The 26,032-nt window shown below is 36.3% G+C and carries 25 protein-coding genes and 1 pseudogene; 16 read left to right on the top strand and 10 right to left on the bottom strand.

What is annotated here, in order from left to right; genetic code table 11:
* The first annotated feature begins 29 nt into the window (after window positions 1–29).
* Window positions 30–2,942: a DNA polymerase I gene (gene polA / locus H6G25_RS08735; protein WP_190392135.1), complete on the top strand. Its 2,913-nt coding sequence runs from the start codon at window positions 30–32 to the stop codon at window positions 2,940–2,942.
* A gap of 374 nt (window positions 2,943–3,316) precedes the next feature.
* Window positions 3,317–4,885: an NAD(P)H-quinone oxidoreductase subunit 4 gene (locus H6G25_RS08730; protein WP_190371574.1), complete on the top strand. Its 1,569-nt coding sequence runs from the start codon at window positions 3,317–3,319 to the stop codon at window positions 4,883–4,885.
* Between the two features lie 225 nt (window positions 4,886–5,110).
* On the opposite strand, the gene H6G25_RS08725 is transcribed toward H6G25_RS08730, so the two are convergent.
* The 3 genes from H6G25_RS08725 to H6G25_RS08715 all read right to left on the bottom strand — a co-directional run bounded on the left by H6G25_RS08725 (window position 5,111) and on the right by H6G25_RS08715 (window position 10,306).
* Window positions 5,111–5,989 (bottom strand): bile acid:sodium symporter family protein, encoded by an 879-nt coding sequence (locus tag H6G25_RS08725; RefSeq protein ID WP_190392134.1) that lies wholly within the window; start codon window positions 5,987–5,989, stop codon window positions 5,111–5,113.
* A 44-nt stretch (window positions 5,990–6,033) separates the two neighbouring features.
* Window positions 6,034–6,180 (bottom strand): hypothetical protein, encoded by a 147-nt coding sequence (locus H6G25_RS21115; protein ID WP_242034911.1) that lies wholly within the window; start codon window positions 6,178–6,180, stop codon window positions 6,034–6,036.
* Between the two features lie 877 nt (window positions 6,181–7,057).
* Window positions 7,058–10,306 carry a type ISP restriction/modification enzyme gene (locus H6G25_RS08715; RefSeq protein WP_190392133.1) on the bottom strand — a complete coding sequence of 1,083 codons (3,249 nt, stop codon included), beginning with the start codon at window positions 10,304–10,306 and terminating at the stop codon, window positions 7,058–7,060.
* A gap of 561 nt (window positions 10,307–10,867) precedes the next feature.
* Here H6G25_RS08715 and ffh point away from each other — a divergent pair.
* The 3 genes from ffh to H6G25_RS08695 all read left to right on the top strand — a co-directional run bounded on the left by ffh (window position 10,868) and on the right by H6G25_RS08695 (window position 14,030).
* On the top strand, window positions 10,868–12,313 hold the full coding sequence (gene ffh, locus H6G25_RS08710; protein WP_190392132.1) for a signal recognition particle protein: 1,446 nt from the start codon (window positions 10,868–10,870) through the stop codon (window positions 12,311–12,313).
* A 209-nt stretch (window positions 12,314–12,522) separates the two neighbouring features.
* Window positions 12,523–13,284 (top strand): Uma2 family endonuclease, encoded by a 762-nt coding sequence (locus H6G25_RS08705; protein ID WP_190392131.1) that lies wholly within the window; start codon window positions 12,523–12,525, stop codon window positions 13,282–13,284.
* Between the two features lie 167 nt (window positions 13,285–13,451).
* Complete coding sequence (locus H6G25_RS08695; protein WP_190392130.1) at window positions 13,452–14,030, top strand: Uma2 family endonuclease; 579 nt, start codon at window positions 13,452–13,454, stop codon at window positions 14,028–14,030.
* A gap of 63 nt (window positions 14,031–14,093) precedes the next feature.
* Here the strand turns inward: H6G25_RS08695 and H6G25_RS08690 are convergent, their stop codons facing one another.
* From H6G25_RS08690 to H6G25_RS08680, 3 genes are all read right to left on the bottom strand, one after another.
* Window positions 14,094–14,282 (bottom strand): cyanobactin biosynthesis PatC/TenC/TruC family protein, encoded by a 189-nt coding sequence (locus H6G25_RS08690; RefSeq protein ID WP_236097104.1) that lies wholly within the window; start codon window positions 14,280–14,282, stop codon window positions 14,094–14,096.
* Between the two features lie 14 nt (window positions 14,283–14,296).
* Window positions 14,297–14,500, bottom strand: a complete 204-nt coding sequence (locus H6G25_RS08685; RefSeq protein ID WP_028082580.1) for a cyanobactin biosynthesis system PatB/AcyB/McaB family protein — start codon at window positions 14,498–14,500, stop codon at window positions 14,297–14,299.
* A gap of 298 nt (window positions 14,501–14,798) precedes the next feature.
* Entirely contained in the window at window positions 14,799–15,518 is a 720-nt protein-coding gene (locus H6G25_RS08680) for a transposase (RefSeq protein WP_190392129.1), read from the bottom strand.
* A 33-nt stretch (window positions 15,519–15,551) separates the two neighbouring features.
* Here H6G25_RS08680 and H6G25_RS08675 point away from each other — a divergent pair, with 33 nt between their 5' ends.
* The 6 genes from H6G25_RS08675 to H6G25_RS08650 all read left to right on the top strand — a co-directional run bounded on the left by H6G25_RS08675 (window position 15,552) and on the right by H6G25_RS08650 (window position 18,846).
* Window positions 15,552–16,442, top strand: coding sequence for a DUF5838 family protein (locus tag H6G25_RS08675; protein WP_190392128.1), 891 nt, complete (start codon window positions 15,552–15,554; stop codon window positions 16,440–16,442).
* Between the two features lie 105 nt (window positions 16,443–16,547).
* Entirely contained in the window at window positions 16,548–16,772 is a 225-nt protein-coding gene (locus H6G25_RS08670; RefSeq protein WP_028083551.1) for a type II toxin-antitoxin system HicA family toxin, read from the top strand.
* Complete coding sequence (locus tag H6G25_RS08665; protein ID WP_168359010.1) at window positions 16,769–16,978, top strand: type II toxin-antitoxin system HicB family antitoxin; 210 nt, start codon at window positions 16,769–16,771, stop codon at window positions 16,976–16,978. The genes H6G25_RS08670 and H6G25_RS08665 overlap by 4 nt, the downstream gene beginning before the upstream one ends.
* 220 nt (window positions 16,979–17,198) lie before the next feature.
* A complete protein-coding gene (locus H6G25_RS08660) occupies window positions 17,199–17,594 on the top strand; it encodes a hypothetical protein (RefSeq protein ID WP_039200150.1) in 396 nt (131 codons plus the stop codon).
* Window positions 17,591–18,010, top strand: a complete 420-nt coding sequence (locus H6G25_RS08655) for an HNH endonuclease (RefSeq protein WP_168359009.1) — start codon at window positions 17,591–17,593, stop codon at window positions 18,008–18,010. Before H6G25_RS08660 ends, H6G25_RS08655 begins: the two co-directional genes overlap by 4 nt.
* 152 nt (window positions 18,011–18,162) lie before the next feature.
* The gene (locus H6G25_RS08650; RefSeq protein WP_174783395.1) at window positions 18,163–18,846 is read left to right on the top strand and encodes a Uma2 family endonuclease; all 684 of its coding nucleotides are present in this window, start codon (window positions 18,163–18,165) and stop codon (window positions 18,844–18,846) included.
* Here the strand turns inward: H6G25_RS08650 and H6G25_RS08645 are convergent.
* The 3 genes from H6G25_RS08645 to H6G25_RS08635 are packed head-to-tail and all read right to left on the bottom strand — an operon-like array spanning window position 18,839 to window position 20,226.
* Complete coding sequence (locus tag H6G25_RS08645) at window positions 18,839–19,444, bottom strand: hypothetical protein (protein WP_190392127.1); 606 nt, start codon at window positions 19,442–19,444, stop codon at window positions 18,839–18,841. The genes H6G25_RS08650 and H6G25_RS08645 overlap by 8 nt on opposite strands.
* 42 nt (window positions 19,445–19,486) lie before the next feature.
* On the bottom strand, window positions 19,487–19,822 hold the full coding sequence (locus tag H6G25_RS08640; protein ID WP_168359007.1) for a XisI protein: 336 nt from the start codon (window positions 19,820–19,822) through the stop codon (window positions 19,487–19,489).
* A complete protein-coding gene (locus H6G25_RS08635) occupies window positions 19,810–20,226 on the bottom strand; it encodes a XisH family protein (RefSeq protein ID WP_190392126.1) in 417 nt (138 codons plus the stop codon). The genes H6G25_RS08640 and H6G25_RS08635 overlap by 13 nt, the downstream gene beginning before the upstream one ends.
* Before the next feature lie 68 nt (window positions 20,227–20,294).
* On the opposite strand from H6G25_RS08635, the gene H6G25_RS08630 reads away from it, so the two are divergent.
* The 3 genes from H6G25_RS08630 to H6G25_RS08620 all read left to right on the top strand — a co-directional run bounded on the left by H6G25_RS08630 (window position 20,295) and on the right by H6G25_RS08620 (window position 23,629).
* A complete protein-coding gene (locus tag H6G25_RS08630) occupies window positions 20,295–22,526 on the top strand; it encodes a PatA/PatG family cyanobactin maturation protease (RefSeq protein ID WP_190392125.1) in 2,232 nt (743 codons plus the stop codon).
* Between the two features lie 172 nt (window positions 22,527–22,698).
* Entirely contained in the window at window positions 22,699–23,286 is a 588-nt protein-coding gene (locus tag H6G25_RS08625) for a type II toxin-antitoxin system antitoxin SocA domain-containing protein (RefSeq protein WP_190392124.1), read from the top strand.
* Window positions 23,287–23,320: 34 nt separating this feature from the next.
* Entirely contained in the window at window positions 23,321–23,629 is a 309-nt protein-coding gene (locus tag H6G25_RS08620) for a hypothetical protein (RefSeq protein ID WP_242034910.1), read from the top strand.
* Window positions 23,630–23,644: 15 nt separating this feature from the next.
* Here H6G25_RS08620 and H6G25_RS08615 read toward each other — a convergent pair.
* Window positions 23,645–23,982 (bottom strand): annotated as a pseudogene (locus H6G25_RS08615) (hypothetical protein).
* Window positions 23,983–24,071: 89 nt separating this feature from the next.
* On the opposite strand from H6G25_RS08615, the gene H6G25_RS08610 reads away from it, so the two are divergent.
* Window positions 24,072–25,247, top strand: coding sequence for an ATP-binding protein (locus H6G25_RS08610; RefSeq protein WP_190392123.1), 1,176 nt, complete (start codon window positions 24,072–24,074; stop codon window positions 25,245–25,247).
* Window positions 25,244–26,032, top strand: coding sequence for a DUF3226 domain-containing protein (locus H6G25_RS08605; protein ID WP_190392122.1), 789 nt, complete (start codon window positions 25,244–25,246; stop codon window positions 26,030–26,032). The genes H6G25_RS08610 and H6G25_RS08605 overlap by 4 nt, the downstream gene beginning before the upstream one ends.

The raw sequence follows: 26,032 nt of genomic DNA, 5'->3' as shown, positions 1-26,032 counted from the left end.
TATAATTGTTTCCTGATTTGGTTAAGCAGTTGACTTTTAATTCTTCAATTATCAATAAGCCTACATTCATCCTTATAGATGGACATTCTTTGGCTTTTCGTTCCTACTTCGCTTTTGCGAAAGGTAGAGATGGAGGACTTCGCACAAAAGCGGGTATTCCTACCAGTGTTTGTTTTGGTTTTTTGAAATGTTTATTAGAGGTAATAGGCACAGAACAACCGCAAGCCTTAGCGGTGGCCTTTGATTTGGCTTTACCTACCTTCCGTCATGAAGCAGAGGATACATACAAAGCTGGACGTGCAGAAACACCAGCAGACTTTATTCCCGATTTAGAAAATCTTTATGAGTTACTGCAAGGCTTAAATTTACCTATACTCACTGCACCGGGTTATGAAGCAGATGATGTATTGGGAACATTAGCAGAAAAAGCCGCAGCCGCAGGGTATAGAGTGAAGATACTTTCCGGGGATAGGGATTTGTTTCAATTAATTGATGCTGATAAAGAAATTACAATTTTAAATTTTACCCCGGAAGCATTAAAACATTCTACAAATAGTATTAGAGAATTTAAAGCTGAAGAAGTAAAAGAGAAATTGGGGGTATTACCCACACAAATTGTTGATTTTAAAGCTTTATGTGGTGATAAATCAGATAACATTCCAGGGGTGAAAGGAATTGGTGAAAAAACAGCAGCACAATTATTAAATACTTATAATTCCCTTGAGGAAATTTACGCTGCTTTAGATAATATTAAAGGTGCGACTCAGAAAAAACTAGCTGCTGGTAAAGAAGACGCGGAAAAATCCCGTTATTTAGCTAAAATAGTCTGTAATGTTCCTTTAGAAATTAATTTAGAAGATTGTTTATTAACTGGTTTTGATCATAACCGACTTATCCCGATTTTAGAGAAATTAGAATTTAAGAAGTTTGTAGATCAAATTCATGATTTACAGCAAAAATTTGGGGGAAAAGTTCAAATTTTAGAAAACCAGGTATCTGAAGTCATAGAAACAGATGATGATATTTGGTTTTTTGGTGCTGAAGACACAGCAAAAAGCAAAAAACAAACAGATGCAAATATTCAACCGCGCATTATTGATACAGAAGCTAAATTAATGGAATTAGTAGAAATTTTAAGAAAATTTACTAATTCAGAAATACCCGTTGCTTGGGATACAGAAACTACCGCATTAGAACCACGAGATGCAGATTTAGTGGGAATTGGTTGCTGTTGGGGAACAGAAGTAAATGAACTTGCTTATATTCCTATTGGTCATAAAATTGGGAATAACTTAAATCGAGATTTAGTATTAGCAAAACTGCGGCCGATTTTAGAAAGTGCTGATTATCCTAAAGCTTTACAAAATGCTAAATTTGATCGTTTGATTTTGCGGTGTCAGGGACAAGGAATTGAACTAGCTGGGGTGGTATTTGATACGATGTTAGCGAGTTATGTAATTAATCCAGATAGCAGTCATAATTTAACTGACTTATCTTTGCGATATTTAGGATTAACTGCGACCAGTTATGGAGATTTAGTTCCTAAAGGGAAAACTATCGCTGACATGAGTATTTCTGCTGTTGCTGATTATTGTGGTATGGATGTTTATTCTACATTTAAATTAGTCCCAAAATTACGGGATAAATTAATAGAAACTCCAGCTTTATATCAACTTTTTAATCAAGTTGAACAACCATTAGAAGCAGTTTTAGCAGAAGTTGAATATACGGGAGTTAGGATTAATTCAGATTATCTCAAGGAACTTTCACAGCAATTAGAGACAGAATTAGCAAAATTAGAAATTACAGCTATTGAAATTGCTGGAGAAAAATTTAATTTAGGTTCTCCTAAACAATTAAGTCAGATTCTATTTGAGAAATTAGGTTTAAGTACCAAATATTCTCGCAAGATTCAAACTGGTTATTCTACCGACGCAGCAACTTTAGAAAAACTCCAAGAAGTTGATAATACGGGATTTGTAAAAGCGATAATTGAATATCGAACATTAGCAAAATTAAAGTCTACCTATGTAGATGCTTTACCAGCTTTAGTACACCCTAAAAGCCAAAGATTACATACTGATTTTAACCAAACTGCAACTTCCACTGGTAGATTATCTTCTTCCCATCCAAATTTACAAAATATCCCCATTCGCACTGCTTTTAGTAGACAAATTAGAAAAGCATTTTTACCGGAATCAGGTTGGTTAATGGTAGCTGCTGATTATTCCCAAATTGAGTTAAGAATTTTAGCTCATTTGAGTCAAGAACCTGTACTAATTCAAGCATATCAGCAAAATGAAGATATTCATACTGTAACAGCAAAATTAGTATTTGAGAAAGAAAATATTTCCGCAGATGAAAGACGTTTTGCGAAGACGATTAATTTTGGTGTAATTTATGGCATGGGAGCGCAAAAATTCGCCCGCGAAACCGGAATAAATCAAGTAGATGCAAAATTATTTATTGAGAGATTTAATCAAAGATATGACCGTGTTTTTGCGTATTTAGATAAAGTTAAAAAAGAGGCTATTGCTTATGGTTATGTAGAAACAATTTTAGGGAGAAGACGTTATTTTGAATTTACTAATAATAGTTTGCAACAGTTAAAAGGCAGTAAATTAGAAGATATTAATTTACAAAAATTAAAGAATTTAGATCCATACAATGCTGGGTTACTGCGTGCTGCTGCTAACGCACCAATTCAAGGTTCTAGTGCGGATATTATCAAAATAGCAATGGTGCAATTACATGAAGTTTTAAAAAAATATCAGGCCCGGATGTTGTTACAAGTTCATGATGAATTAGTCTTTGAAATTCCTCCCCAAGAATGGGAAGAATTGCGACCACAAATTAAGTCAGTCATGGAAAATGCTGTTTCTTTATCTGTTCCCTTGGTTGTTGATATTCATGCTGGGGATAATTGGATGGAAACGAAGTAAAATATTCTAATACGGAGTTATTTAAAAGATATATTTTTGACATAAGTAGGTGAACGGAAAAAAACCGACATAAGTAACGAAAAGTAAAGTTGCCCAAAACCTGTTCCCTGTTCCCTGTTCCCTGTTCCCTGTTCCCTGTTCCCTGTTCCCTTATCATAACGACAATTTTTAACGCCAACCTACTTAGCTGGGAGTATTCCCAGGAACATTTACCACCCCTAACTGTCAAAAAAGACTCTTGAGTAAAAAAATGGGGTTTGCCAATTTAATTAAATCAACCTAACAATGAAGAGGAAATCGCTAAAAAGCTGTTAATTAATAACTAGTGACTTTTTGCCAAACATGATTTTAATTGCAGATTGATTGTGATGAATATAGCTAATTTTCCGTGGCTGACGACGATTATTTTATTCCCCATAGCCGCATCACTACTACTTCCTATCATCCCAGATAAAGACGGCAAAACGGTGCGCTGGTATTCCCTGATTGTGGGGCTGATAGATTTTGTACTGATTGTCTGCGCTTTTTATACTGGGTACGATTTCTCTAATCCTAATTTGCAATTGGTGGAGAGTTATCCCTGGGTGCCGCAATTGGGGTTAAATTGGTCTGTGGGGGCTGATGGCTTGTCTATGCCTCTAATTCTCTTAACGGGATTTATTACCACCCTGGCGATTTTAGCAGCCTGGCCTGTGACACTCAAGCCAAAATTATTTTTCTTTTTGATTTTGGCTATGTATGGCGGTCAAATTGCTGTTTTCGCTGTCCAGGATATGCTGTTATTCTTCCTGGTCTGGGAATTGGAACTTGTACCGATATACTTCTTACTGTCAATTTGGGGGGGTAAAAAGCGCCAATACGCAGCGACTAAATTTATTCTATACACTGCTGGTGGGTCTCTGTTTATTTTGTTGTCTTCCTTGACAATGGGATTTTATGGTGATACAGTCACCTTCGATATGTCCGCGATCGCGTTGAAAGATTTTAGCTTAAATTTACAACTTCTACTATACGCTGGCTTTCTCATTGCCTACGCTGTGAAGTTGCCCATCATTCCCCTGCATACTTGGCTACCAGATGCCCATGGTGAGGCTACAGCACCAGTGCATATGCTACTTGCAGGTATTTTGCTAAAAATGGGTGGTTATGCCTTAATTCGCATGAATGCCCAAATGCTACCTGATGCCCATGCTTATGTTGCACCGGCTTTAGTGGTTTTAGGAGTAGTAAATATCATCTATGCTGCTTTAACGTCCTTTGCCCAAAGGAATTTAAAACGGAAAATTGCCTACTCTTCAATTTCCCACATGGGTTTTGTTCTCATTGGTATTGCCTCTTTTACCGATTTGGGTTTGAGTGGGGCAGTTCTACAAATGGTTTCTCACGGCTTAATTGGGGCAAGTTTGTTCTTTTTGGTCGGTGCAACTTACGACCGAACACATACTTTAATGTTAGATGAAATGGGTGGTGTGGGTAAAAGAATGCGGAAGATTTTCGCTATGTTTACCACCTGTTCCATGGCATCTTTAGCATTACCAGGAATGAGCGGTTTTGTGGCGGAATTAATGGTATTTGTGGGCTTCGCAACTAGCGATGCTTATAATCCAACATTCAAGGTTATTGTCATTTTCTTGATGGCTGTTGGTGTGATTTTAACACCAATTTATTTACTTTCAATGTTGCGCGAAATTTTCTACGGACAAGAAAACGAGGAGTTAGTTTCCCACCAAGCTTTAATAGATGCTGAACCCCGCGAAGTGTTTATCATTGCTTGTTTGTTGATTCCTATTATTGGTATTGGTTTCTATCCCAAGTTGTTAACTCAAATGTACGACGCTACAACTGTACAATTAACAGCTAGATTACGTGATTCTGTTCCTACTTTGACAGCAGAAAAAGCTGTGCAAAATGTTTCTTTGATTGCGCCGATAATTGGTAATTAATTTCTAATTACAGCTATGATTTACAATTAGGGTGGGTTCGATACCTGCCCTTTTTTTGTTTCCTAGGAAGTCCCAAAGGAGGGAACAGGGAACAGGGAACAGGGAACAGGTTTTCAGCAATGTTACGTTTCTTTACACAGTTTGATTTTATTGTGTTAGCCTACTTACAATTAACACAGAATAGCGATGTTTTCTGCTCAATTTGAGTTGCACAGAAGTTGTTAATTAAATAGGGTTTTTGTCCGCGAGTTTTCTACCGTAGTTAATAGCAATTAAACCTGTAAGATTCATAAACAAGCTGTAAATGGCCCCAGGTATTGCCATATCAGGATTATTGAGTAAACCGGCAGTAATGGCGATCGCTAGTGTACCATTTTGAATCCCAACTTCAATGGCAATGCAGATTTGCTGACGAGAATTGAGTTTTAACAATTTGCTAAGATAAAACCCGACTAACATAGAAATAGTATTTAATAGCACTACACTTAATCCAACTTGGACAAGAAAACTAGGCAAATTATTCCATTCACGAATGATCACGAGAAGGATAATTAGTGCTAAAAAAGCTACTGCTAGGCGGTTAGTCACCTTTTCTAAACGTAGTGCAATGTCTGGTAATATCTGTCTAAAAATCATTCCTAAGCTGATAGGTAAAAGCGTCATCAGGAAAATTTGTAGTATAGTTGCGCCAATGGGTAAACCAATCGCAGCAGTTTCAGTTTTTCCGATAAAATGCTGATATGCTAAGTTTCCTAGAATGGGAATTGTAAATACTGTAATTAAACTACTAAAAGCTGTCAGGGTAACTGAGAGTGCGACATCACCTTTTGCTAGAAATGTGATTATATTTGAGGATACCCCACCTGGACACAATGCAATGATCATTAATCCCATGGCGATCGCTGGTTCCATGGGTATAATTTTAGCAATAATAAAGCCAATAATAGGTAAAAAAATCAACTGACTAATTAAGCCAATGGCCACAGCTTTAGGATATTTTGTTACTCGCAGAAAATCTTCTGGTAGTAAAGATAATCCCATACCTAGCATAATGATAGCTAAAGCTACAGGTAAAAGAACGGTAGTTAAAAAGCTTGCTTGCATAATCAATTTTGTCGAAATTACAACCAAGCATCATATTAGACTATTTATCCAGACATTGATCTTTTCATGGTTTGTTTAAGTCCTGTTCTGAGATACTTAGAAGACCAGGAAGTGTCAAAAACTTCATCATCATTACGTTTAGCGACCGGAAAAACAGCAACTAATTTATTATCATCATCAATGGGGTACAAAATTCTATATTCACCTTGATAACCTTTTAAAGCTGCATAGTCTTGAGGACGAGGATTACCATGAAAGGAGAGAAATTTTGATACAACTTGTTTATATTGTTAGGAATGATTAAAATCTTGTGGTCTGGGTATCTTGGCCGCCAAAGTTACTAGCATTCCCACAAAAAAGAACAAAAGTAGGGGTAATTCATGAATTAACCCTACGCAAGAATAAGGTGTTCAGCCACATCTTACGTAAGTTCTATTAGTATAACCGTCATATTTATCACTCCAAAAAATTCCCAGGGAAAACCCGTTTTTCCCCTTGACACCATCAAAAAAACCTGTTATGCTGTCCTTGATAAGGAAGAACTATCTCTATTGTATAAGCGTGACAAGTTATAACGAATATACGTTTGTCCATGACTGAGGACACTTTCAAAATTACGGTTTACCAGATCAATCAGTTGCTAGAGTCAGATAAGCTGGTAAAGAAGATCCTTAAAAACTGAGAATGTAGGTTGGGTTGAGGCCAGGAAACCCAACATTATGAAATCAAAAATGATTAAGTAAATTGTAGGTTGGGTTGAGGCCAGGAAACCCAACATTATGAAATCAAAAATGATTAAGTAGTGATGCAAAATAAATTACAGCAAGTTCAGCTTGAGTGAGGTACACCTTGTGCGGGCAAGATGCCCGCACCACAAAAGTTTTATTATTAATATCTGTACTTCATAATATCGGAAACTGCTGTATATATAGGAATCCGGTTTGATTGCGTGAATTTACTTGTGTGGTCAGGGAACACAGGAAGAAAGACAGAATTGATACCTACTAATTCTTGTATGGCTACGCCACGCAAGCTATCAAAAATCAAATAGGAGTCCTATATAACTGATCATTCTATGGGAAAACCAGGGATAATTGTATCAATTTCCTCCATTATTTGTAAAGTTTCTGTTAAAGCAATGACAATTTTTTGATAGTGGTTAATTTCCTCTATAGATAATTCTCGTTTGGCGTTTTTTCTGTCTTTTAGCCATTTATCTAATACCTGATATCCACCAATCTTAAATTCCCAGATATGGGGGGGAATATCGGTAAAATAACTCTGTTTATTGATATAAACCCTTTGCAATGCTGAATTATAAGTAACTTCAGTAACTTGATTATCTCCTATTCCTTGATAGGTGGTAATTAAATAATTGAATATATCCGATTTCATTAAATGTAAATTAACTAATTCTTCTCCTTTAATAGCTAATTCGGTAAATAGGTTTTCATTACTGGTTAAAGGAAGACGGGGAAAATCTATTTTTAAAAACTCAGCGTAGCGAGTGCGATAAGTAGGACTATGAAATATTGCATAAGCATAGTAAAATATTTGTTCAGGTGTGGGTATTTTACCCAGTTTAATTTTGATAGCTGCTAAGAATTTTGGAGATAAATTAGGAGTTTTTTCCAGGAAAAGGTTAGTTTGTTGATTTTCTGTATTTGGATAAGTGTAGAGAGGAAAAACATAAGTTAATTCTCTACTTTTCAATGATACAATACAACGTTCTGTTAAAATTTCTGAACAAAATATATGATAAAAACCTGGTTCAACTTGTTGACGACATGAAAGTAAAGCAATATTATTACCTTTTAATAAATGTGCCATTAATTCCTTACGACTATCTCCTCTTTCAATAATCTTAGGATTATAATAAACCCAGCGATTATCAAATGGCCGATAAGCATATAATAATACATTTGATGCAATTTCATTTTCTTGGATATCTAACTTAGCTTTTTCTAAAGTCCAATATTCCGTATCTTTGATATTATACTTTTGTTTTAATTCTTCTAAGTTAGTATTTATTGCAATATCGCTAAACCTATTTATTAGGTTTTCTCTATCATAATCAACACATAAATTATCCCTCCTCGTTTGTGAACCAGCAGCATAAATTGGAAAGATATCAGTAATACTTAACTCTCTTTTATATTCATCTTCATAATCAAGATTTTTCGGTGCAAAAAAGTAATTAGGTGCTGTTGGTTGTAACTCTATCCAACCAACATTATCTAAACTTGCAGACTCTAAAAAATTATATTTATCCTCACGATTTCCCCATAAATCATAATACAACACCTTAGCCATTTCCTTAATCCCATTTCTGGATTTATAAGCAGTAGAACCATAATCAGGGTTACTTTTTTCACGCACAGCAATTAAAATTGCTACACCTTGCTGAATATCAAAAACATTTTGATCAATATTACCATCTGGTGTAGTTTCTTTCAATAAAGAATTACCATGTAAATCCATAATATATAAAGTATCAAAATATTTTAATAATTCCTCCCTCATTCCTCGATGAATTAAACCATTAAGATAGGAATGATTAGTAATAAAACCAATAATACCCGCATTATGACTATTATTTTCTATTTGATATTGAGCAAATCTAATAAATTTGATATAATCATCATCCAAAGGTTGAATATTTTTCTCCCCTTCTAATCTTACCCTACCTTTATATAATTCTAAAAGTTCCCCAATATGGGTTAATTCTGTAATAGTTTTACCTACTTTACCAGTTTTATAAATTCTATTCCACACTGAACCAGTATATTCCACATCTGCTAAATATTTTTCATCTTGATTTAAGATTCTTTTGCGTTTACTAGCATTTTGAGAACTGACAGAATAGGGAGGATTTCCTAATACTACAGTAATGGGAATTTCTGTTTTTACCTTTGCTGCTTGACTTGATTCTTCCGCGATAATTTGGGTAATACCAGAGATTAAATCACCTTGTTTTATTCCTTCTTCCAACGCATTAGTTAAATAGATTTTTAATCTTTCATTTGGTGCAAATTTATATTGTAAATATCCCAATAATACACCTATTTTTAAATGTGCTATGGTATAAGGAGTCATTAATAACTCAAAACCAAAAAGACGATTTAAAAGTTCTGTATCTCTTAATAAATTTTCCCAACTACGAACATCATATTTAGCAAAATTATCACGAATTTGTTGAATAACTGCATATAAAAATGTTCCTGTTCCTGTTGCGGGGTCAAGAATTGTTACTCTTCTATTTCCTAAACCATATTCTAAATCAAAAATTGTTCTATCTACTAAAATATCATTCACAGCACGCACGATAAATTTAACCACAGGTTCAGGAGTATAATAAACTCCGCGACTTTTTCTTAATGATGCTTGATAAGCTGCTAAAAATGTTTCATAAAAGTGAATTACTGGATCTTCTGTGCGCGTTTCTCGACCAAAATTTTCTAAAATATTGGTCATATCTATTCTGTTAAATAAATCAATTAAATTTTCAATTGATTTGTGAATTTTACTAACGCTACCAGTTCCTAAAACTAAATCAAATAAACCTTTTAAAAAAGGGATTCTATCACTAATATAAATACTGGCTGTAGTGCGATTAAATGCAAATTCTTCAGGGTTTTGTGTATGACCAATTTTTGCAGTAAATAACCCATAAGCAATAGTTTGGGCGTACATATCCGCAAATTTATCATTATCTATATCTAACAATAGTAATTTTTTAAATGTTTCTTTGAGACGATTTAATTCTTCTGTAGTATCTTCTATGACTAAAGATGATTCAATAGCATTTCTAATAGTTTTAGTATAAGCGGCCATTTCCTTAGCTAAATCATAGTAATTATTAATATCTTTAGCTTTTTGATTCAGAAATGATTGTAATAATTCTGTGATAGGTTTTAAATCATCAACTAGAGTAATTTCTCCTTGTTCTAAAGTAGCTAATTCAGCGATTTTTTCACATTCTCCATCTACATACCAACGGAATTGTAGGTAATTAGTTAAGATGAAGTTATAACCTATATTTGATTCCAAATAACGTTTAACTTGCTGTTCATTTTGTTTATCTAACTTAGTAATGTTGATATTAATATCTTTAGCTTCTATATATCCCACAACACGCTCATTTTTTCTGATAGTTAAATCAGGTATTCCTGCTTGATTACCTTTTTCTTCTACTATAGTATTAATGCCAATTTCTAACCCTTCTATTAAACTTTGTAAACTAGAGTAGTGACTGCGTTCTCCACCATGTTTAATATTCTTTTGTAGGTTTTGGATGTAGTTATTAAACTTATTCATAGTTGTGGTTTTTTAGATTATTAACTGTTCAGAATAGCATATATTTTTGAAAATTGAATTGATAAAAATAAAATTTTATTAATCTTAGTAAAAAATTACAATTATAGATTTTAGGTAAGAATGCAGCCATAGCGATCATTCATGGACAGATTCCCGACTTCTTAAAGAAGTCAGGGATCTAGAATTTGGGATTTACCACCTTTATATAAACCAGAACTTAGGCAAAATACCTCTAAAACTCTCTTTATCTTCCTGTTATTCGTGCCTATGCCTTCGGCACGCTTCACGAACGTAGTTCATTCTTTCGTAACTTGTGGGTAAGTCCTATTTGTCAAACTTACCCAAAAATCCCTCTTAAATCTCCTTTCTCCGTGTCCTCCGTGTCTCTGTGGTTCGTTTTTCCTTTCCTACCACGTAAGAAAATACCTATTACCAACTAAAACACCTTCAAAATTACGGTTTACCAGATTCATCAGTTGCTAGACTCAGATAAGCTAGTAAAGAAGATCCTTAAAAACTGAGTAAATATTCTCAACAGACTAACTACGTTATAACTGAATTATGTTTGATGCACTATCTGACCGTTTAGAGTCCGCCTGGAAAAAACTGCGAGGACAGGATAAAATATCAAAATCTAACATTCAAGACGCTTTACGGGAAGTGCGTCGGGCTTTGTTGGAAGCAGATGTTAATCTTCAAGTCGTTAAAGATTTTATTAGCGAAGTTGAAACCAAAGCACAAGGGGCTGAAGTTATCAGCGGTGTGCGTCCTGACCAACAATTCATCAAAATTGTTTATGATGAACTGGTGCGGGTCATGGGAGAGGAAAATGTTCCCTTAGCAGAAGTTACAGGGAAAACCACCGTTGTGTTAATGGCTGGTTTACAAGGGACCGGGAAAACCACAGCTACAGCCAAATTAGCCTTACATTTACGCAAACAAGAGCGTAGTTGCTTATTAGTGGCTACGGATATTTATCGTCCCGCAGCAATTGATCAATTAATCACTCTGGGTAAGCAAATTGACGTACCAGTTTTTGAACTGGGAATTGAGGCAGACCCTGTAGAAATTGCCCGTCAGGGTGTGGAACGCGCCAGAACAGAAGGCATAAATACAGTAATTATTGATACTGCTGGACGGTTGCAAATAGACGAAGGGATGATGGCGGAATTAGCCCGCATTAAACAGGTAGTTGAACCTGACGAAACCTTACTGGTTGTGGACGCAATGACCGGGCAAGAGGCGGCAAATCTAACGCGCACCTTCCATGATCAAATTGGCATTACAGGGGCAATCCTGACGAAAATGGATGGGGATAGCCGAGGTGGTGCAGCGTTATCTGTGCGGCAAATTTCCGGTGCGCCGATTAAATTTGTGGGTGTGGGGGAAAAAGTCGAGGCCTTGCAGCCATTTTACCCGGAACGGATGGCTTCGCGGATTTTGGGCATGGGGGATGTTCTCACCCTGGTAGAAAAAGCCCAAGAAGAGATAGATTTGGCCGACGCGGAGAAAATGCAGGAGAAAATCCTGTCAGCGAAATTTGATTTTACTGACTTTCTCAAGCAAATGCGGTTGTTGAAGAATATGGGGTCATTAGGTGGAATCATGAAGATGATTCCGGGTATGAATAAGCTTTCCGATGACCAGTTAAAGCAGGGAGAAACCCAGCTAAAACGCTGTGAAGCCATGATCAATTCCATGACTGGAAAAGAGAGACGTGATCCAGATTTATTATCTAGTTCTCCCAGTCGGAGAAAGAGAATAGCGGCTGGTTCTGGATACAGAGAAGCGGATGTAAGCAAACTAGTGGCGGACTTTCAAAAAATGCGATCGCTCATGCAGCAAATGGGACAAGGGGGCATTCCCGGTATGCCAGGAATGTTTGGGGGTGGAAATCCTTTAGCCGCAGGAAATCGTCCTTCACCAGGCTGGCGTGGCTATCCTGGGGGCGCAGCACCAGCGAAGAAAAAGAAAGAGAAAAAGAAAAAAGGCTTTGGCACTCTTTAAAATTTAAGCACAAAATCCCGGATTTTTTCCATAAATTCGGGACTTGCCAAAGGCAATAACTACGGAGTTTGTCTAGAGTCTCAAAAAAGCGCAATGCGATCGCAAATCACCATATAATTACTATTATTACTATAATTGTTGATATATTCATCAGTGCCACTGCTTGTGTTCAAAACTTTATTTACCCTTGGTAAAATGGAGATTTAGATATGGTACAGCAACTTATACCACCAGAAATCAAACCAGAAATCATCTACCCTGATAGTGATGGCAACCCTATGTCCGATAATACTAAACAATATGAATGGATTGTTAAAATTAAGGAAAATTTAGAAATATTATTCGCACCAAACGATGATGTATTTATAGCTGGTGATTTACTTTGGTATCCTGTGGAAGGAAGTGTAAAAACCCGACAAGCACCTGATGTTATGGTGGTGTTTGGAAGACCCAAAGGTGATAGAGGTTCTTATAAACAATGGCAAGAAAATAATATTCCTCCCCAAGTGGTATTTGAAATCCTTTCTCCAGGAAATACTACCAAAGAAATGGCCAAAAAAATCCTCTTTTATCAGCGTTATGGAGTAGAAGAGTATTATATATACAATCCAGACACAATTGAATTAACAGGATTTATTCTTGAACAAGAATGTTTAGAGGCAATTGAGGATATTAATAATTGGGTCAGTCCGCGTTTAGACATACGTTTTAAACTCACAGCAGATAACTTAGAAATTTATTATCCTCATGGCGGTAAGTTTCTCACATCTGTAGAATTAAATCAACGTGCAGAGAAGGAATATCAACGCGCCGAGCAGCAACAGCAACGTGCTGAACGGGAAAAACAACGTGCTGAACAAGAAAAACAACGTGCTGAACAAGAAAAACAACGTGCCGACCAAGAACAAAAAAATTATCAAGACCTATTAGCAAAATTAGCAGCTAAAGGTATTGATCTCAATAATCTCTAAAAATTAGAATTATATCCCCAACTTCTCAAAGAAGTCGGGGATATGAAAACTGCACCAACTAACACCACCAACTAACACCAAATGCGACCACGACGGAAAGGTTTATCAGGTTCAGTGTGTTGGCATTTTTAGAATATATAATAGCAAATCCTCAAGGAGCAAGATATATGACTACAATTCAGGTTAAAAGCTTCACCCTAGAAGAATATCACGAACTCATCGAAATTGGCTTTTTAAAAGAAGATGATCACATTCAATTAATTAACGGAGAATTGGTAGAAATGGTATCAAAAGGTACGGCACATGAAACTTGTTTAAGAAAGCTATTAAAGGAACTTCCAAAACTTATAGAAGATAGAGCAATTCTGCAATCTCAAGCCCCTGTTAGTATACCACCCAAAAGTGAACCAGAACCAGATTTTGCCATTGTCAAAAACCGTGATGATGATTATTTTTCATCTCACCCACAAGGGACAGATATATTGTTAGTCATAGAAGTTGCAGATTCTTCCATAGACTATGACCAAAAAGTGAAAATACCTCTTTATGCAAAAGCGGGAATACCTGATTATTGGATATTTAATTTATTAGATAATTGCTTGGAATGTTACAGTGAACCATATCAAAATAAACAGGGGATATTTGGGTATACAAATAAGCGAATTGTTTTACCTACTCAGGTGATATCTTTACCTTGGTTTACTGATTTACAGCTTGATTTAAGTAAAGTGTTTCCTGTGCATTAATGAATATCCCCAACTTCTCAAAGAAGTCGGAGATATGAAAACCGCACCAACTAACACCACCAACTAACACCAAATGCGACCACGACGGAAAGGTTTATCAGGTTCAGTTTGTTGGGCTTTTTGTCTAGCCATTTCCTGTGACCAAAAACCATAATCTTCCAAGCCAGTAGATAACAATTTGCGTTCAATTTCTTGTGACTGTTGAGGTTCTGGTTGACTCGAATTTGCGGGGGTTTTCTTTTGTTTACTCATAACTTTGATAACTCCTAAATTGCACAACTGCAAGAAGATTTAATTTGCTGATAGCTACGATTTTGAAATGCAGCGGGGTCATTATAATTAGCACCATGCAATAAGTCCATACGAATGCTAACTAAGTCCTCAACTCTACCATGAATGACATCCACAGAACGATGAGGATAAATAATATCTGGTCTTTTTACCGGAGGGGAAAGTTTGGGTAATCTCATAATCAATTTTAGATTGTAGGTTGGGTTGACGTATGTTACCCAACATTAAAAAACTCAACATGATTTTCTCGTTCCCATACTCCGTATGGGAATCAATTCTAGAAGGCTCTGCCTTCTATTAAAGCAGAGTCAGAGCCTCTGTAACCGCATTCCCAGTCAGAGACTGGGAACGAGATAAACGAGATAAAAGACTTTGTTGGGTTGCGCTGTCGCTTAACCCAACCTACCAATATTATATTAATAAGGAGTAGACCAAGAACGGACTTCGCCCAAGGTGACAGGAATAATATCACTCACATCAATTGTAAACCGGAATAGCTTCTTCAGGGGTTTCCGATACCTGGCACGGGGGTGTTGGAAAACTGGACTTAGATTTTTTGGGGTTGGTGGTTGAACCCTGATTTGTGAGATGAACCCCAGCCAACAGCTTACTACCCCAGTGGTATTGGGTTGGGGTCTTCTCCTTGGGTTTATACTTTTGGCAGAAGCCTTTATACTTTCTGGCACATTCTTCTAAGCTGTTTCCTAGCCGCAGAAATGCTGGATGCCATTGAGTTAAACCATCATCGGTTAAGCGTTCATAACTGCCATAATTGCTGAAGTCATAGAAAAAACTCTGGCGCATTTTGGCAGCTTTAGGATTAGCGTGAATGTAGCGTAAAGTATTTAATGCTCTGTCTCTATCTGAAGCAGGAAATCCATCACAGTAATATCGTTTCTCCCAAAAATGTCCCGTTCTTCTTAACATCCGATTGAAACACATCGCCGTGTACCAATTCAGGAAGTGCATAATTTTGGGTAACTCTTCTGGCTGTTTAGGTGCAATCAAATAATGAACATGATTTGACATAATGCACAAAGCATAAAGCTGGAAATTGTATTTATCCAAAGCCTTTTTTATTGCATAAAGAAACACTTCCCGACATTCACGCCGTGATAATTTAAATTCACGGTTATTGCAACGGATGGTAATGTGGTAAGAATATCCAGACTTTAAATTTCGAGGTTTTCTAGGCATATCTTTTAACAACAATATAAAAACCAGCCATTTATGATAGCTAATGTAACCCAGAAAGACAGATTTCAAGAACAAAAACTACAGTTTATTCGCAATCATCAACAAGCCTTTGATGTTGAGCCTATTTATCCACTCCCCTTGTTTGAAGACTTTGTGATGAATGTAGAAGGAGACTGTAGCATTGAAGCTTCTTGTAAGATAGAATTAGACAAGTTGATTGCCTCAAGATTTATGTTTTTTTTCCAAGATAAGGCACAACAATGGCAAAAATATCTCCATCAATCCCTCACTTTTTTTAATCGAGTAGAAAACCTTGTTGGTGTGCAAATTGACTACTCTCTATTGCGGCAGTTTTTAGGATCTGACTTTGATTTTCGTAAAGTTACTGTTCTTTCTGCGGGGATTGATTTAAGAAGCAATATTGCTGAATCTAGTTTAAAAATGCACATTAGAATCAAAGATTATCCCGAAAAGTTAGATCAAGCTTTATCCCTAGCCACCAACGCTGAGGATTTGATTTCCGTACGTCCGTTTCTCTCTCTTGTTGGTTTTGATTTCTATTTCAACGGTCGCAGTGAAATTGAGCTTTATCCCGAAATTCAAGCAGAAGATTTTGCCAAATCAGAAACCCAAAATTTGGTATGGAGACATTTTCCGAAGTTCGTTTTAGACCCTCTAGAAGTTACCGGATCATTTCTAGTTGGCCTCTCAAAAGCTAATCCTAATCCAGTTCTCTATTATAATATTAAAAATAAGCAAGATTTAGCTAATTATTTCAAACTCAACGATGCAGCCCAACGAGTTCACAGTTTTTATCAAAATCAAGATATTTTACCTAATATGTGGGTAGGTACTGTCCAAAAAGAGTTAGAAAAAACAAGAATCGAAAATGTTAGACTTTACTATTATAAATCCTTCAACTAATCTCTCAGCAATTGGCAACCCAACAAAATTAAATCACAAAATCACCAAAATGTTGGGTAACATCATTCAAATGCAATTTCCAGAAGTCCAAATAAATAAAACTAAATGCCCAAAAAAATTAGAGAATTAAAACAGATGTTGCAAAAAGCAGGATTTACGTTATTACCAAAGCGGGGAAAAGGTAGTCATTCTTACTGGATTCATCCGCTTTTACCAAAACCTGTAGTCCTATCTGGCAAAGACAGCAAAGATGCAAAACCCTATCAAGAGAAAGATATAATAGAAAGTATCAAAGAACTTGAACAATTAGAAAAAGGAGATGAACTATGAAATATAGTATTTTAATTCAATGGTCCCAAGAAGATCAAGCGTATATTGCTTTTTTACCTGAGTGGGGAAAATATGCTAAAACCCACGGAGAAAGTTATGAAGAAGCTCTAGAAAATGCTAAGGAAGTGTTAGAAGATTTGCTGTATGGCTATAATCAAATCGGTAAGCCTATACCCCAACCCCAAACATTACAAAATATAGCTTAAAAAAGACATAATCTGACAATAATGATATCTATAGGTTAGATGTAGGTTGGGTTAAGCGACAGCGCAACCCAACAACATTAAATCACAAAATCACCGAAATGTTGGGTAACATCCTGTAAATCCTGAAATCCTGGATATCCTGATTCAGACAAAAAAATAACAAAGAAATTCATCCCAAACATCATCTAAACTAGAATTGTAATCAACCATCGTATTTTCTATGACTATTCCCATAACTATTAACTTACCCGAAAGTTTAGCTGCTTCTATCCAGCGTCTTGGAGAAGCAACAGCGCGAGAGATATCAGATGTTTTACTTGACACCCTAGAAATAGTATTACCTACCTTAGATAATCTCTCAGAAATGAGCATTAATTCAAGCATTCCTGATATTTCCGATGAGGAAGTTCTAGAATTAGCTAATTTAAAAATGGATGTAGTGCAAAATCAACGCTTGGGAGAACTACAAGCTAAAGGAAAAAATACCGGTTTAACAGCAGGAGAACGTTATGAATTATTAATTTTAATGTCCCTTTATCAAATGGGACAATTAAGAAAATCTGAAGGTTTAGCCGAAGCTGTCAAACGGGGAATAAAAACTCCTTTATCGCCATGAGTTCTCTATCTGAAACCATACGCCAAAAGGTAAGAGAACGGGCAGAAAATCGCTGTGAGTATTGCCTTAGTCATCAAGATTATATTATGGGTAGATTGCAAATTGATCATATCCAACCTGTAGCTAAAGGAGGAGATGATACAGAAGATAATCTCTGTTTAGCGTGTGAATTATGTAATCAATACAAATGGACACAAACTGAGAATTTAGATCCTAAATCTGGTGAAATAGTTTCTCTATTTAATCCTCGTCAACAACAATGGCAAAAACATTTTACTTGGAGTCCAGAGGGGACAGAAATTATCGGTCTGACAGCCTGTGGTCGTGCTACAATCGGGGCGTTGAGATTGAATAATAGTTTAGCTGTTACTGTGCGTAAAAATTGGGTTAAAGCAGGTTGGCATCCACCAAATTAATCGCAATCAATTATGAGCAAAAGTTATCATCCAAACCAAAATTACTCATGTAACATCCTGTAAATCCTGAAATCCTGTACTTCGACTCCGCTCAGTAACCGTAAATCGTGATTGGTGACAATTTCATTTTCTGCAAAATTCGAGCAAATTTTATGATATCTACTACTGCAATTTCTCCCATCTTAACTATTCCTCCCCTAGAAAACGGCGACAAATTAACCCGTCATGAATTTGAACGGCGTTATCATGCCATGCCGAATCTCAAAAAAGCCGAATTAATTGAAGGAGTAGTTTACGTGGCATCACCTGTTAGAGCAAAACAACACGGCAAACCCCATGCTCGCATTATGGGTTGGTTAATCGCTTATGAAGCAGCTACACCAGGAGTGGAAGCACTGGATAACACAACTGTTCTTCTTGATACAGATAACGAACCACAACCGGATGCTTTATTAAGAATTGAAACAGGAGGACAATCAAGAATAAATAAAGATGATTATGTAGAAGGTGCGCCAGAATTAATAGTAGAAATTGCTGCTTCTAGTGCTTCCTATGATTTACATGAAAAACTCAAAGTTTATCGTCGTAATCAAGTCCAAGAATATTTAATCTGGCGAGTTTATGACTATCAATTTGATTGGTTTAGGTTACAACAAGGGGAGTATATTCAACTTCAACCCAATGCAGATAATATAATTTGTTCCCAAATATTCCCCGGTTTATGGTTAGATAAAATAGCATTATTAGGAGGAGATTTAGGTACAGTATTAGCTGTTTTGCAGCAGGGTTTAGCAAGTCCAGAACATGAGAATTTTATTAGTAGATTATCTAGTTAGCAGCAGTTACCATCCAAACTAAAATTCCTAAAATGACATCAACAGGAGGAAGGGGATAATCTGTAAAATCAATTGTTACAGTTTGTTCCGTTAATTGTAGAAATCGCCAAACAGTACCATTAGTGACGCTACCATAAATTGTAGGAATGGGTTGATTATTAATTTCATTGAATTTTTGAGCAGCAATCATTTCCGCAATACACTGGCCAATACCCGGATTTAAGTCTGATTTTTTGGCTTCCACAATCATAACTGCTGGTGCTTCCACTTCTAACTGTTCCGTTGAACGACTCAGAACAAAATCACAGACTCCATTCAATCCTAAAGCCGAATCTACAGTAAAATCTGTACCAGAAAATAAACTAATTTTTCTTTGTAAAATCTTACGAACCTCTAGTAAAACCGGACTAATGATTAACTCAGAACGTGCTTTTTCACTTCCTGTCGCTATAGCTAATGGTAAACTTTCTGCTAAAAAATCAGTCAGGGTTGCACTAGCAGCTATTGGTTGGATTTCTGGCAGAAACTTTTTATTTTCAACGGTATTTATGCCAAAGGTTTGCTTGACTTTTCTGAGGGTAAAATCACTGTATGACATAATGTAAATATTTCCAAAAATGATGTAAAATCTATGTGAAAATCAACCAACAGCAAAACCCGTATATTGTCTCACTAAAGGTTCATGAAATGCTAAAACAATATCTGATTTTGGCACTCCTAATTTAACTAACTCATCTGCTATACCAATTTCAGTTCCATCATGTTGTATCCAAATTTTCTGATCTTTAATATCCAAATGCAAAACACAACCATGCTGCCGTCTTCTGTTTTTCCAACCCACATACATCAATTGATAATGATCACCAAAACTATCAAAAATCAATTGTTGTTCAATTTCATCTTTAGCTGAACCTAATTGAGCATATTCTGTGATCACTTGTTTGACATAATTGCGATATTGTTCTAGTTTTTCCATGCTACAATTACCTCCTGAACTGGATCATAAATCATGATTTTAACTTGGGAACGCTCAACAACTGTTTTAATAAACTGCAATTGAAAGAAAGAGTAATAAATTCCTGAAGGAACAGCTAAATATAAAACTCTTTCTGGTTGTTGTTCTTCTAATGCCAAATGATAATTAAAAAATTGTCCAATGGCTTGATGAAATTGAGAAATATTAGATGTACCAATAAAACTCTTAATTTCTACAGCTATTTTTTCTCCTTCTCTTTCAGCAGCTAAAACTTGCTCTGCACCGAGATCAATATACATTTCCACATCACCGACTTCTATCCTTAAAGGATCATCTGTAATCACCCAACCGTCTTTTTCTAACCCGATCCTAACAGCATCATGAAAAATATCTTTAGCTGGCATTAACTTTATAAAAAATTAGACTTTTCACCCATAATTATAACATCAATTACAACAACACAATCAAAACCATGCCTAACCTTACCGACATTCCCGGAATCTCCCAAATTTGGACACGCACAAAAGGCGACCCTCGCATTAAAATTGCTATCCTTGATGGTGCTGCTGATTTAGCACGCAGTTGTTTTCAAGGGGCAAAATTTAGTCAATTTAAACCCTACTGGTCAGAAGATATTGAACTCAACGAAGAATACTATTATTATCTCAATTTATATTTAGATTTTAACAAACAACAAAAAGACAAAAAAGACGACCCCGACCACGATAAAGAAGAGGCAAAAAAAGAACGGGAGGCATTTTTTGCACCTTTCCCTCCAGCTATTAGACAACGCATTGAATTATCCAGTCATGCTACTCACATTTCTAGCACAATTTTAGGGCAACACGGCACACCTGCCCCTGGTATTGCCCCTTTATGTACAGCATTAAATATTCCTATTTCCTTCGCTAATGATGATTTTATTTCCCCTATCAACCTTACCCACGCTATTAATACCGCTTGGCAATGGGGAGCGAATATTATCCATATCGCTGCTTGTCACCCTACCCAAACCGGAGTAGCACCAGATTTATTTGCCCGTGCTGTGAAACAATGCCAAGATAACAATATGTTAATTGTTGCCCCAGGTGGTAATGATAAAGGGGAATGTTGGTGTATTCCCTCTATTCTTCCTGGTGTGATTACAGTGGGTGCAATGCGAGATGATGGTCAACCGTTTAAATTTAGTAATTACGGCGGAGAATATCAAAATAAGGGTGTAATGGCGAATGGTGAAAATATTTTAGGCGCACAACCGGGTACGGAAGAACCTATCAGAGAAAAAGGTACAAGTTGCGCTGCACCCATTGTTACAGGTATTTCTGCCTTATTAATGAGTATGCAATTGCAACGGGGTGAACAACCCAATGCGGAAGCAGTGCGGGAAGCGATTTTAAATAGTGCTATTCCCTGTAACCCGGAAGAGGTGGAAGAACCGGAACGGTGTTTATTAGGTAAGTTGAATATTCCCGGTGCGTTTCAATTATTGACGGGAGAAAAGTTAGAACCTCACCTCCAGCCCCTCTCCTATCAGGGAGTACAACAACCTCACCCCCAACCCCTCTCCTACCAGGGAGTACAACAACCTCACCTCCAGCCCCTCTCCTACCAGGGAGTACAACAACCTCACCCCCAACCCCTCTCCTACCAGGGAGTACAACAACCTCACCCCCAACCCCTCTCCTACCAGGAGAGGGGAGTAGGAATCTCTCGTTCCCAGGTAGAACCTGGGAATGCTACATTAGAGGCTCTGCCTCTCACTATATCATCAGGCAGAGCCTTGGAGACGGTATTCCCAGCCGGAGACTGGGAACGAGAACAAAGAAGCGAAATAACTCAAGGTGTTACCCCTAGCGCCGCTTCTAAATTGGTTTATGCTTTAGGAACTATTGGTTATGATTTTGGTAATGAAGCCAGAAGAGACTCCTTTAAACAATTAATGCCAGCAGTGAATATGGACGGGGCAATTATCCCTGCTAATCCTTATGATAGCCGGCAAATGGTGAATTATCTATCAGAAAATCCCGCCGAAGCTAAACCTTTAATTTGGACTCTTAACCAAGAACTGACTCCTATTTATGCTTTAGAACCTGTAAGTGGTTTTGCCGCAGATATCTATGAAACTCTAATTGCTATGTTAGAGGGACAAATTCAACCAGAAGATAGTGATGATTTTGTGGAACGGGTAAGTATTCCTGCAAGATTAACAGATAGAACTGTGGAATTATTTTCTGGTCAAGTTGTGCCTGTAATTACTCTAACTAATACTAGGGGAATGTATGGCTGGAAAGTCAATAGTTTAGTAGATATGGCAATGCAAACTGTAATTACAGAAGGCACAGCACCAGCCCAAGAAATAGCCATGCGAAAAGCCTTAACTAGTTTTTTAAATCGAGTTTATTTTGATTTACAAAATTTAGGTCAATTTGCTAAAGATAGGGCGCTGAATTTTTCTGTAACTAATGCTTTTCAAGCCGCTTCTAGTTTTTCTCAAGCTATTTCTACAGGGATGCAGCTTGATAGTATTGAAGTGGAAAAAAGTCCTTTCTGTCGCATTAATAGTGATTGTTGGGATGTGAAATTAAAGTTTTTTGACCCGGAAAATGGCCGCAGAGCTAAAAAAGTCTATCTATTTACCATTGACGTGAGCGATCGCATTCCTGTAACTTTAGGTCAAGTTCGCTCTTGGTCTGTGCGGAAATAAGCACCTAGTCTAGCTCAACACCTAGAATTTATCAAAATCGTTTATAATGAGTCAGTGCAGGTAATGGAGGAAACCTTGAGGTGCTACAACTGTTTTATCCCAAAACCACGGGAGCAGGGGACAGAAAAAATTTTTTAAGATATTCATTCTATTTTGATTTGCGAGTTTGATTATGATTGATTGTCTCAATGCGGCTCGTTACTTTATTGCGAGAGCCTACGAAGACGGTATGGAAGCAGAAATGACTAATATGAAAGTTCAGAAGCTTTTGTATTATTCACAAAGCTTACATTTAGCGATGTACGATGAACCGTTATTTGCAGAAGAAATTCAAGCATGGCGATACAGTCCTGTGTGTCCTCCTGCTTATAGATTTTACAGCGAATTTGAAGCGAATCAATTACCTGTTCCTAGTCAAGAATTATTGTTACAAATTCCTGATGATAAAAAACAACTTCTCGAAGAAGTATGGGAAAATTTTGGAGGTTATCACGCCTATTTGCTGAGTGATATGATTCATTTGGAGTTTCCTTGGAAAAAAGCTCGTAAGGGTTTAATACCCCACGCAAGCTCAACTAAGGCGATTTTGCTGGAAGATTTGAAAGCATTAGGTCATCAAAAATTAGACCTAATAGAACGTGATCATCCTGCTTATCAACCTATAATGTCTAAACTTGTGAAGGACGCTTTTACTTCGGAATCATCAACTAGAATCAAGAAAGGAGAAGTGCGTAACTGGCTTAATTCCCTTCTCGATTGAAGAATCCGAAAATTTTAAACGTTCTTTCAAAAAATTGAGAAAAGTTCATGGAGATGCTTTTGTTGAATTGATTGTAGAAGTATTGGAAGATTTGATTACATATCCTCCAAATTCCCGCCAAGAACCGTTACCTGGTAAGATTGATTTACCTGAAGGATGGACGTTTCATAAATTGGAATTGAGGTTTGCTAAAGGTGCTTCTGGACAAATTAGATTGATGTATTTAGTCAATTCAGAAATGTTTGTAATTACGCCTGTATGGATTTATAGTCATGAACAGTTTACAAAACGCCCTGCTGATGCAGATTTAAAGAGTGTTATTAGGGAAATATTAGACTGTTAATTCCAGCTATTTTACTTATTTATTAACAACTTCATTTAATGCTTCATGGATAATATCATCACTCACACCATGTCGTTTTAAACTAGCAATTAAAGCATTAACTGTCTTATTTAGGACTTACGCACAAGTCACGGAATAATGAACCACGAAGGAACGAAGAGAACGAAGAAAAGAGGGTTTGAGAGATATTTTGCGTAAGTCCTGTTATTTTCTAACTTTTCTAAATCTGCTCTCATTCCCTGTCCAATATATGCTCGAATCAAGGGTTGATAACCAGAAAAACAAAGTATGGGTGCAAGTTGTTTCAATTCTTCTACTACATCTTCTGGTATTCTTAGCGTAACCGTAATCATGGGGCGATTTTTGTCTAAGCTGGTATGTTATATATTGACAACTTTTAGAAAAATAATCTATGGTATACAGCTTGAGCTAAAATAAGTCTATGAGAAATTTAGAAAACGTCACAATTCATCAATTTAGAGGACTCCGAGACTTAGAACTAAAGGATCTCGGACGTATTAACCTACTTGTGGGTATTAACAACTCAGGGAAAACTAGTGTTCTAGAAGCATTATCTGTCTACTGTCATCCATTAGATATTAAAGTATGGCTCAGTACAGCACGTCAAAGAGAGCAGGATATTGGAGTATATCGTACTCCTCTACTGGATGCGATAAGGTGGTTATTTACACATAATTCTGCGTCCACTGTAGAACCCGATAAAGCTATTATTCTTATTTCTAGCACTGGTTTATTTTCTGTAAAAAAGTTAATAGCAAGCTATGAAGAAATGGAGCAAATATCGTTATCTGAGGAAAGGAGTATCAAAAATATTAGCAACGAAGAAGAAATTGAGAATAATAATGAGCAAGAAATTGAAAATGAAGATACACCGAGAGTTAGGAAAGGAATTAATCTAAAAATAGAAGTATTTGCAGATGATGGTTATCAGTTAAGTTTACTTGGTGAACCATCTGATTTGATTACAGATTTTTTGTTATGGGAGGATGAACGTTTTTATAGATTATCTGGAAAGAGAGAACCAAGTCTCAAGACATCTGTAGTAACACCATCATCTCATCGTTCAGAAGTTGGTCAATTTCGATTACTTTCAGAAGCAACATTTCAAAATTTTAAATCTGATGTAGTGAAATTATTACAACAGATGGATAACAATATTTCTGATATAGAAATTTTGTTACCTCCAGAATCTATGGGTTCTCGATTCAATATATATATTCAACATAAAAAACTAGGACTTGCACCAGTCAGCACCTTTGGTGATGGTATTCGTCGCTTATTACATATAGCTCTTAAACTAGCCAGCGTCAAAGGTGGTATTCTTTTAATTGATGAATTAGAGTCAACAATTCACACAGAAGCACTACAAAATTCTTTTCAATGGTTAGTTAAATGGTGTACAGAAATGGATGTTCAATTATTTGCAACTACCCATAGTCTGGAAGCTGTTGATGCTTTATTAGAAGTTACTGAATCAGATTCAGATTTAGTGCTTTATCGCTTAGAACCAAAGGAAGGAAAAACAAAAGTAGTTAGACATGATGGACATAGATTAAGACGATTAAGAGAAGAATTAGGTCAGGAGGTGCGTTGGTGAGTCGGAAATATGTTTTAATTGGTGTGGAGGGTCCCCATGATCAGGCTTTTGTATCTAGGATATTGTGTAAATTATTAGGCTTTTCTAAATTTGATGGGAAGATGTCAGAACTAGATAATTTTTGGCGAAAATTTATCCCTAATTATCCTAAAGGTGGAAAATTATATGATAGGCTTGATATGCCTCAGATATTAGATAATGAAAATTTCTCAATAGCTATATATGTAGGTAATGGAGATGAGTTAATTAAGAATTTAAAAGCTAAATTATCTGATATTGATATTTCAACTTTTTTCGCTTTTGCAATAGTAGCTGATACTGATAACAATACACCTGACAAAGTGGTAAAAGAGTATCATAAAGATTTTAAAGAATATTTTCCTCATTTTCCAACTGAAGTTACTCAAAGTGGTAATGTTACAGAAGGTTCACCAGAATTAGAAACAAAAGCAGGAATTTATATATTACCAGATAATTCTCAACCAGGAGTTTTAGATACTTTAATTTGTGATTGTGGAGATTTAGTTTATCCTGAATATATGCAAAGAGCAAGGGAATATATAGATAAATTTTCTGAGGAAGAGAGGAAGAAAAAGTTAGAGTGGAAACCTTTTGATCAACGAAAAGCTATAATTGCCACAGTGGCCAGTGTTCTTCGACCAGGTATGACAAATACGGTAACTATTATGCGTGATGATTGGATTAGTATTGAGACAGAGGAAATTCCAGCTATTAAAAATTTCACTGAGTTTTTAAGAAATTTGTTAAATTTAAAAACTGAATAA

Origin of the sequence: Dolichospermum sp. FACHB-1091 (assembly GCF_014697585.1) — a bacterium.
In the GTDB taxonomy this organism is placed as follows: domain Bacteria; phylum Cyanobacteriota; class Cyanobacteriia; order Cyanobacteriales; family Nostocaceae; genus Dolichospermum.
The sequence above is the reverse complement of the archived record's forward strand: the minus strand, read 5'-3'. Positions and strand labels throughout refer to the sequence as shown.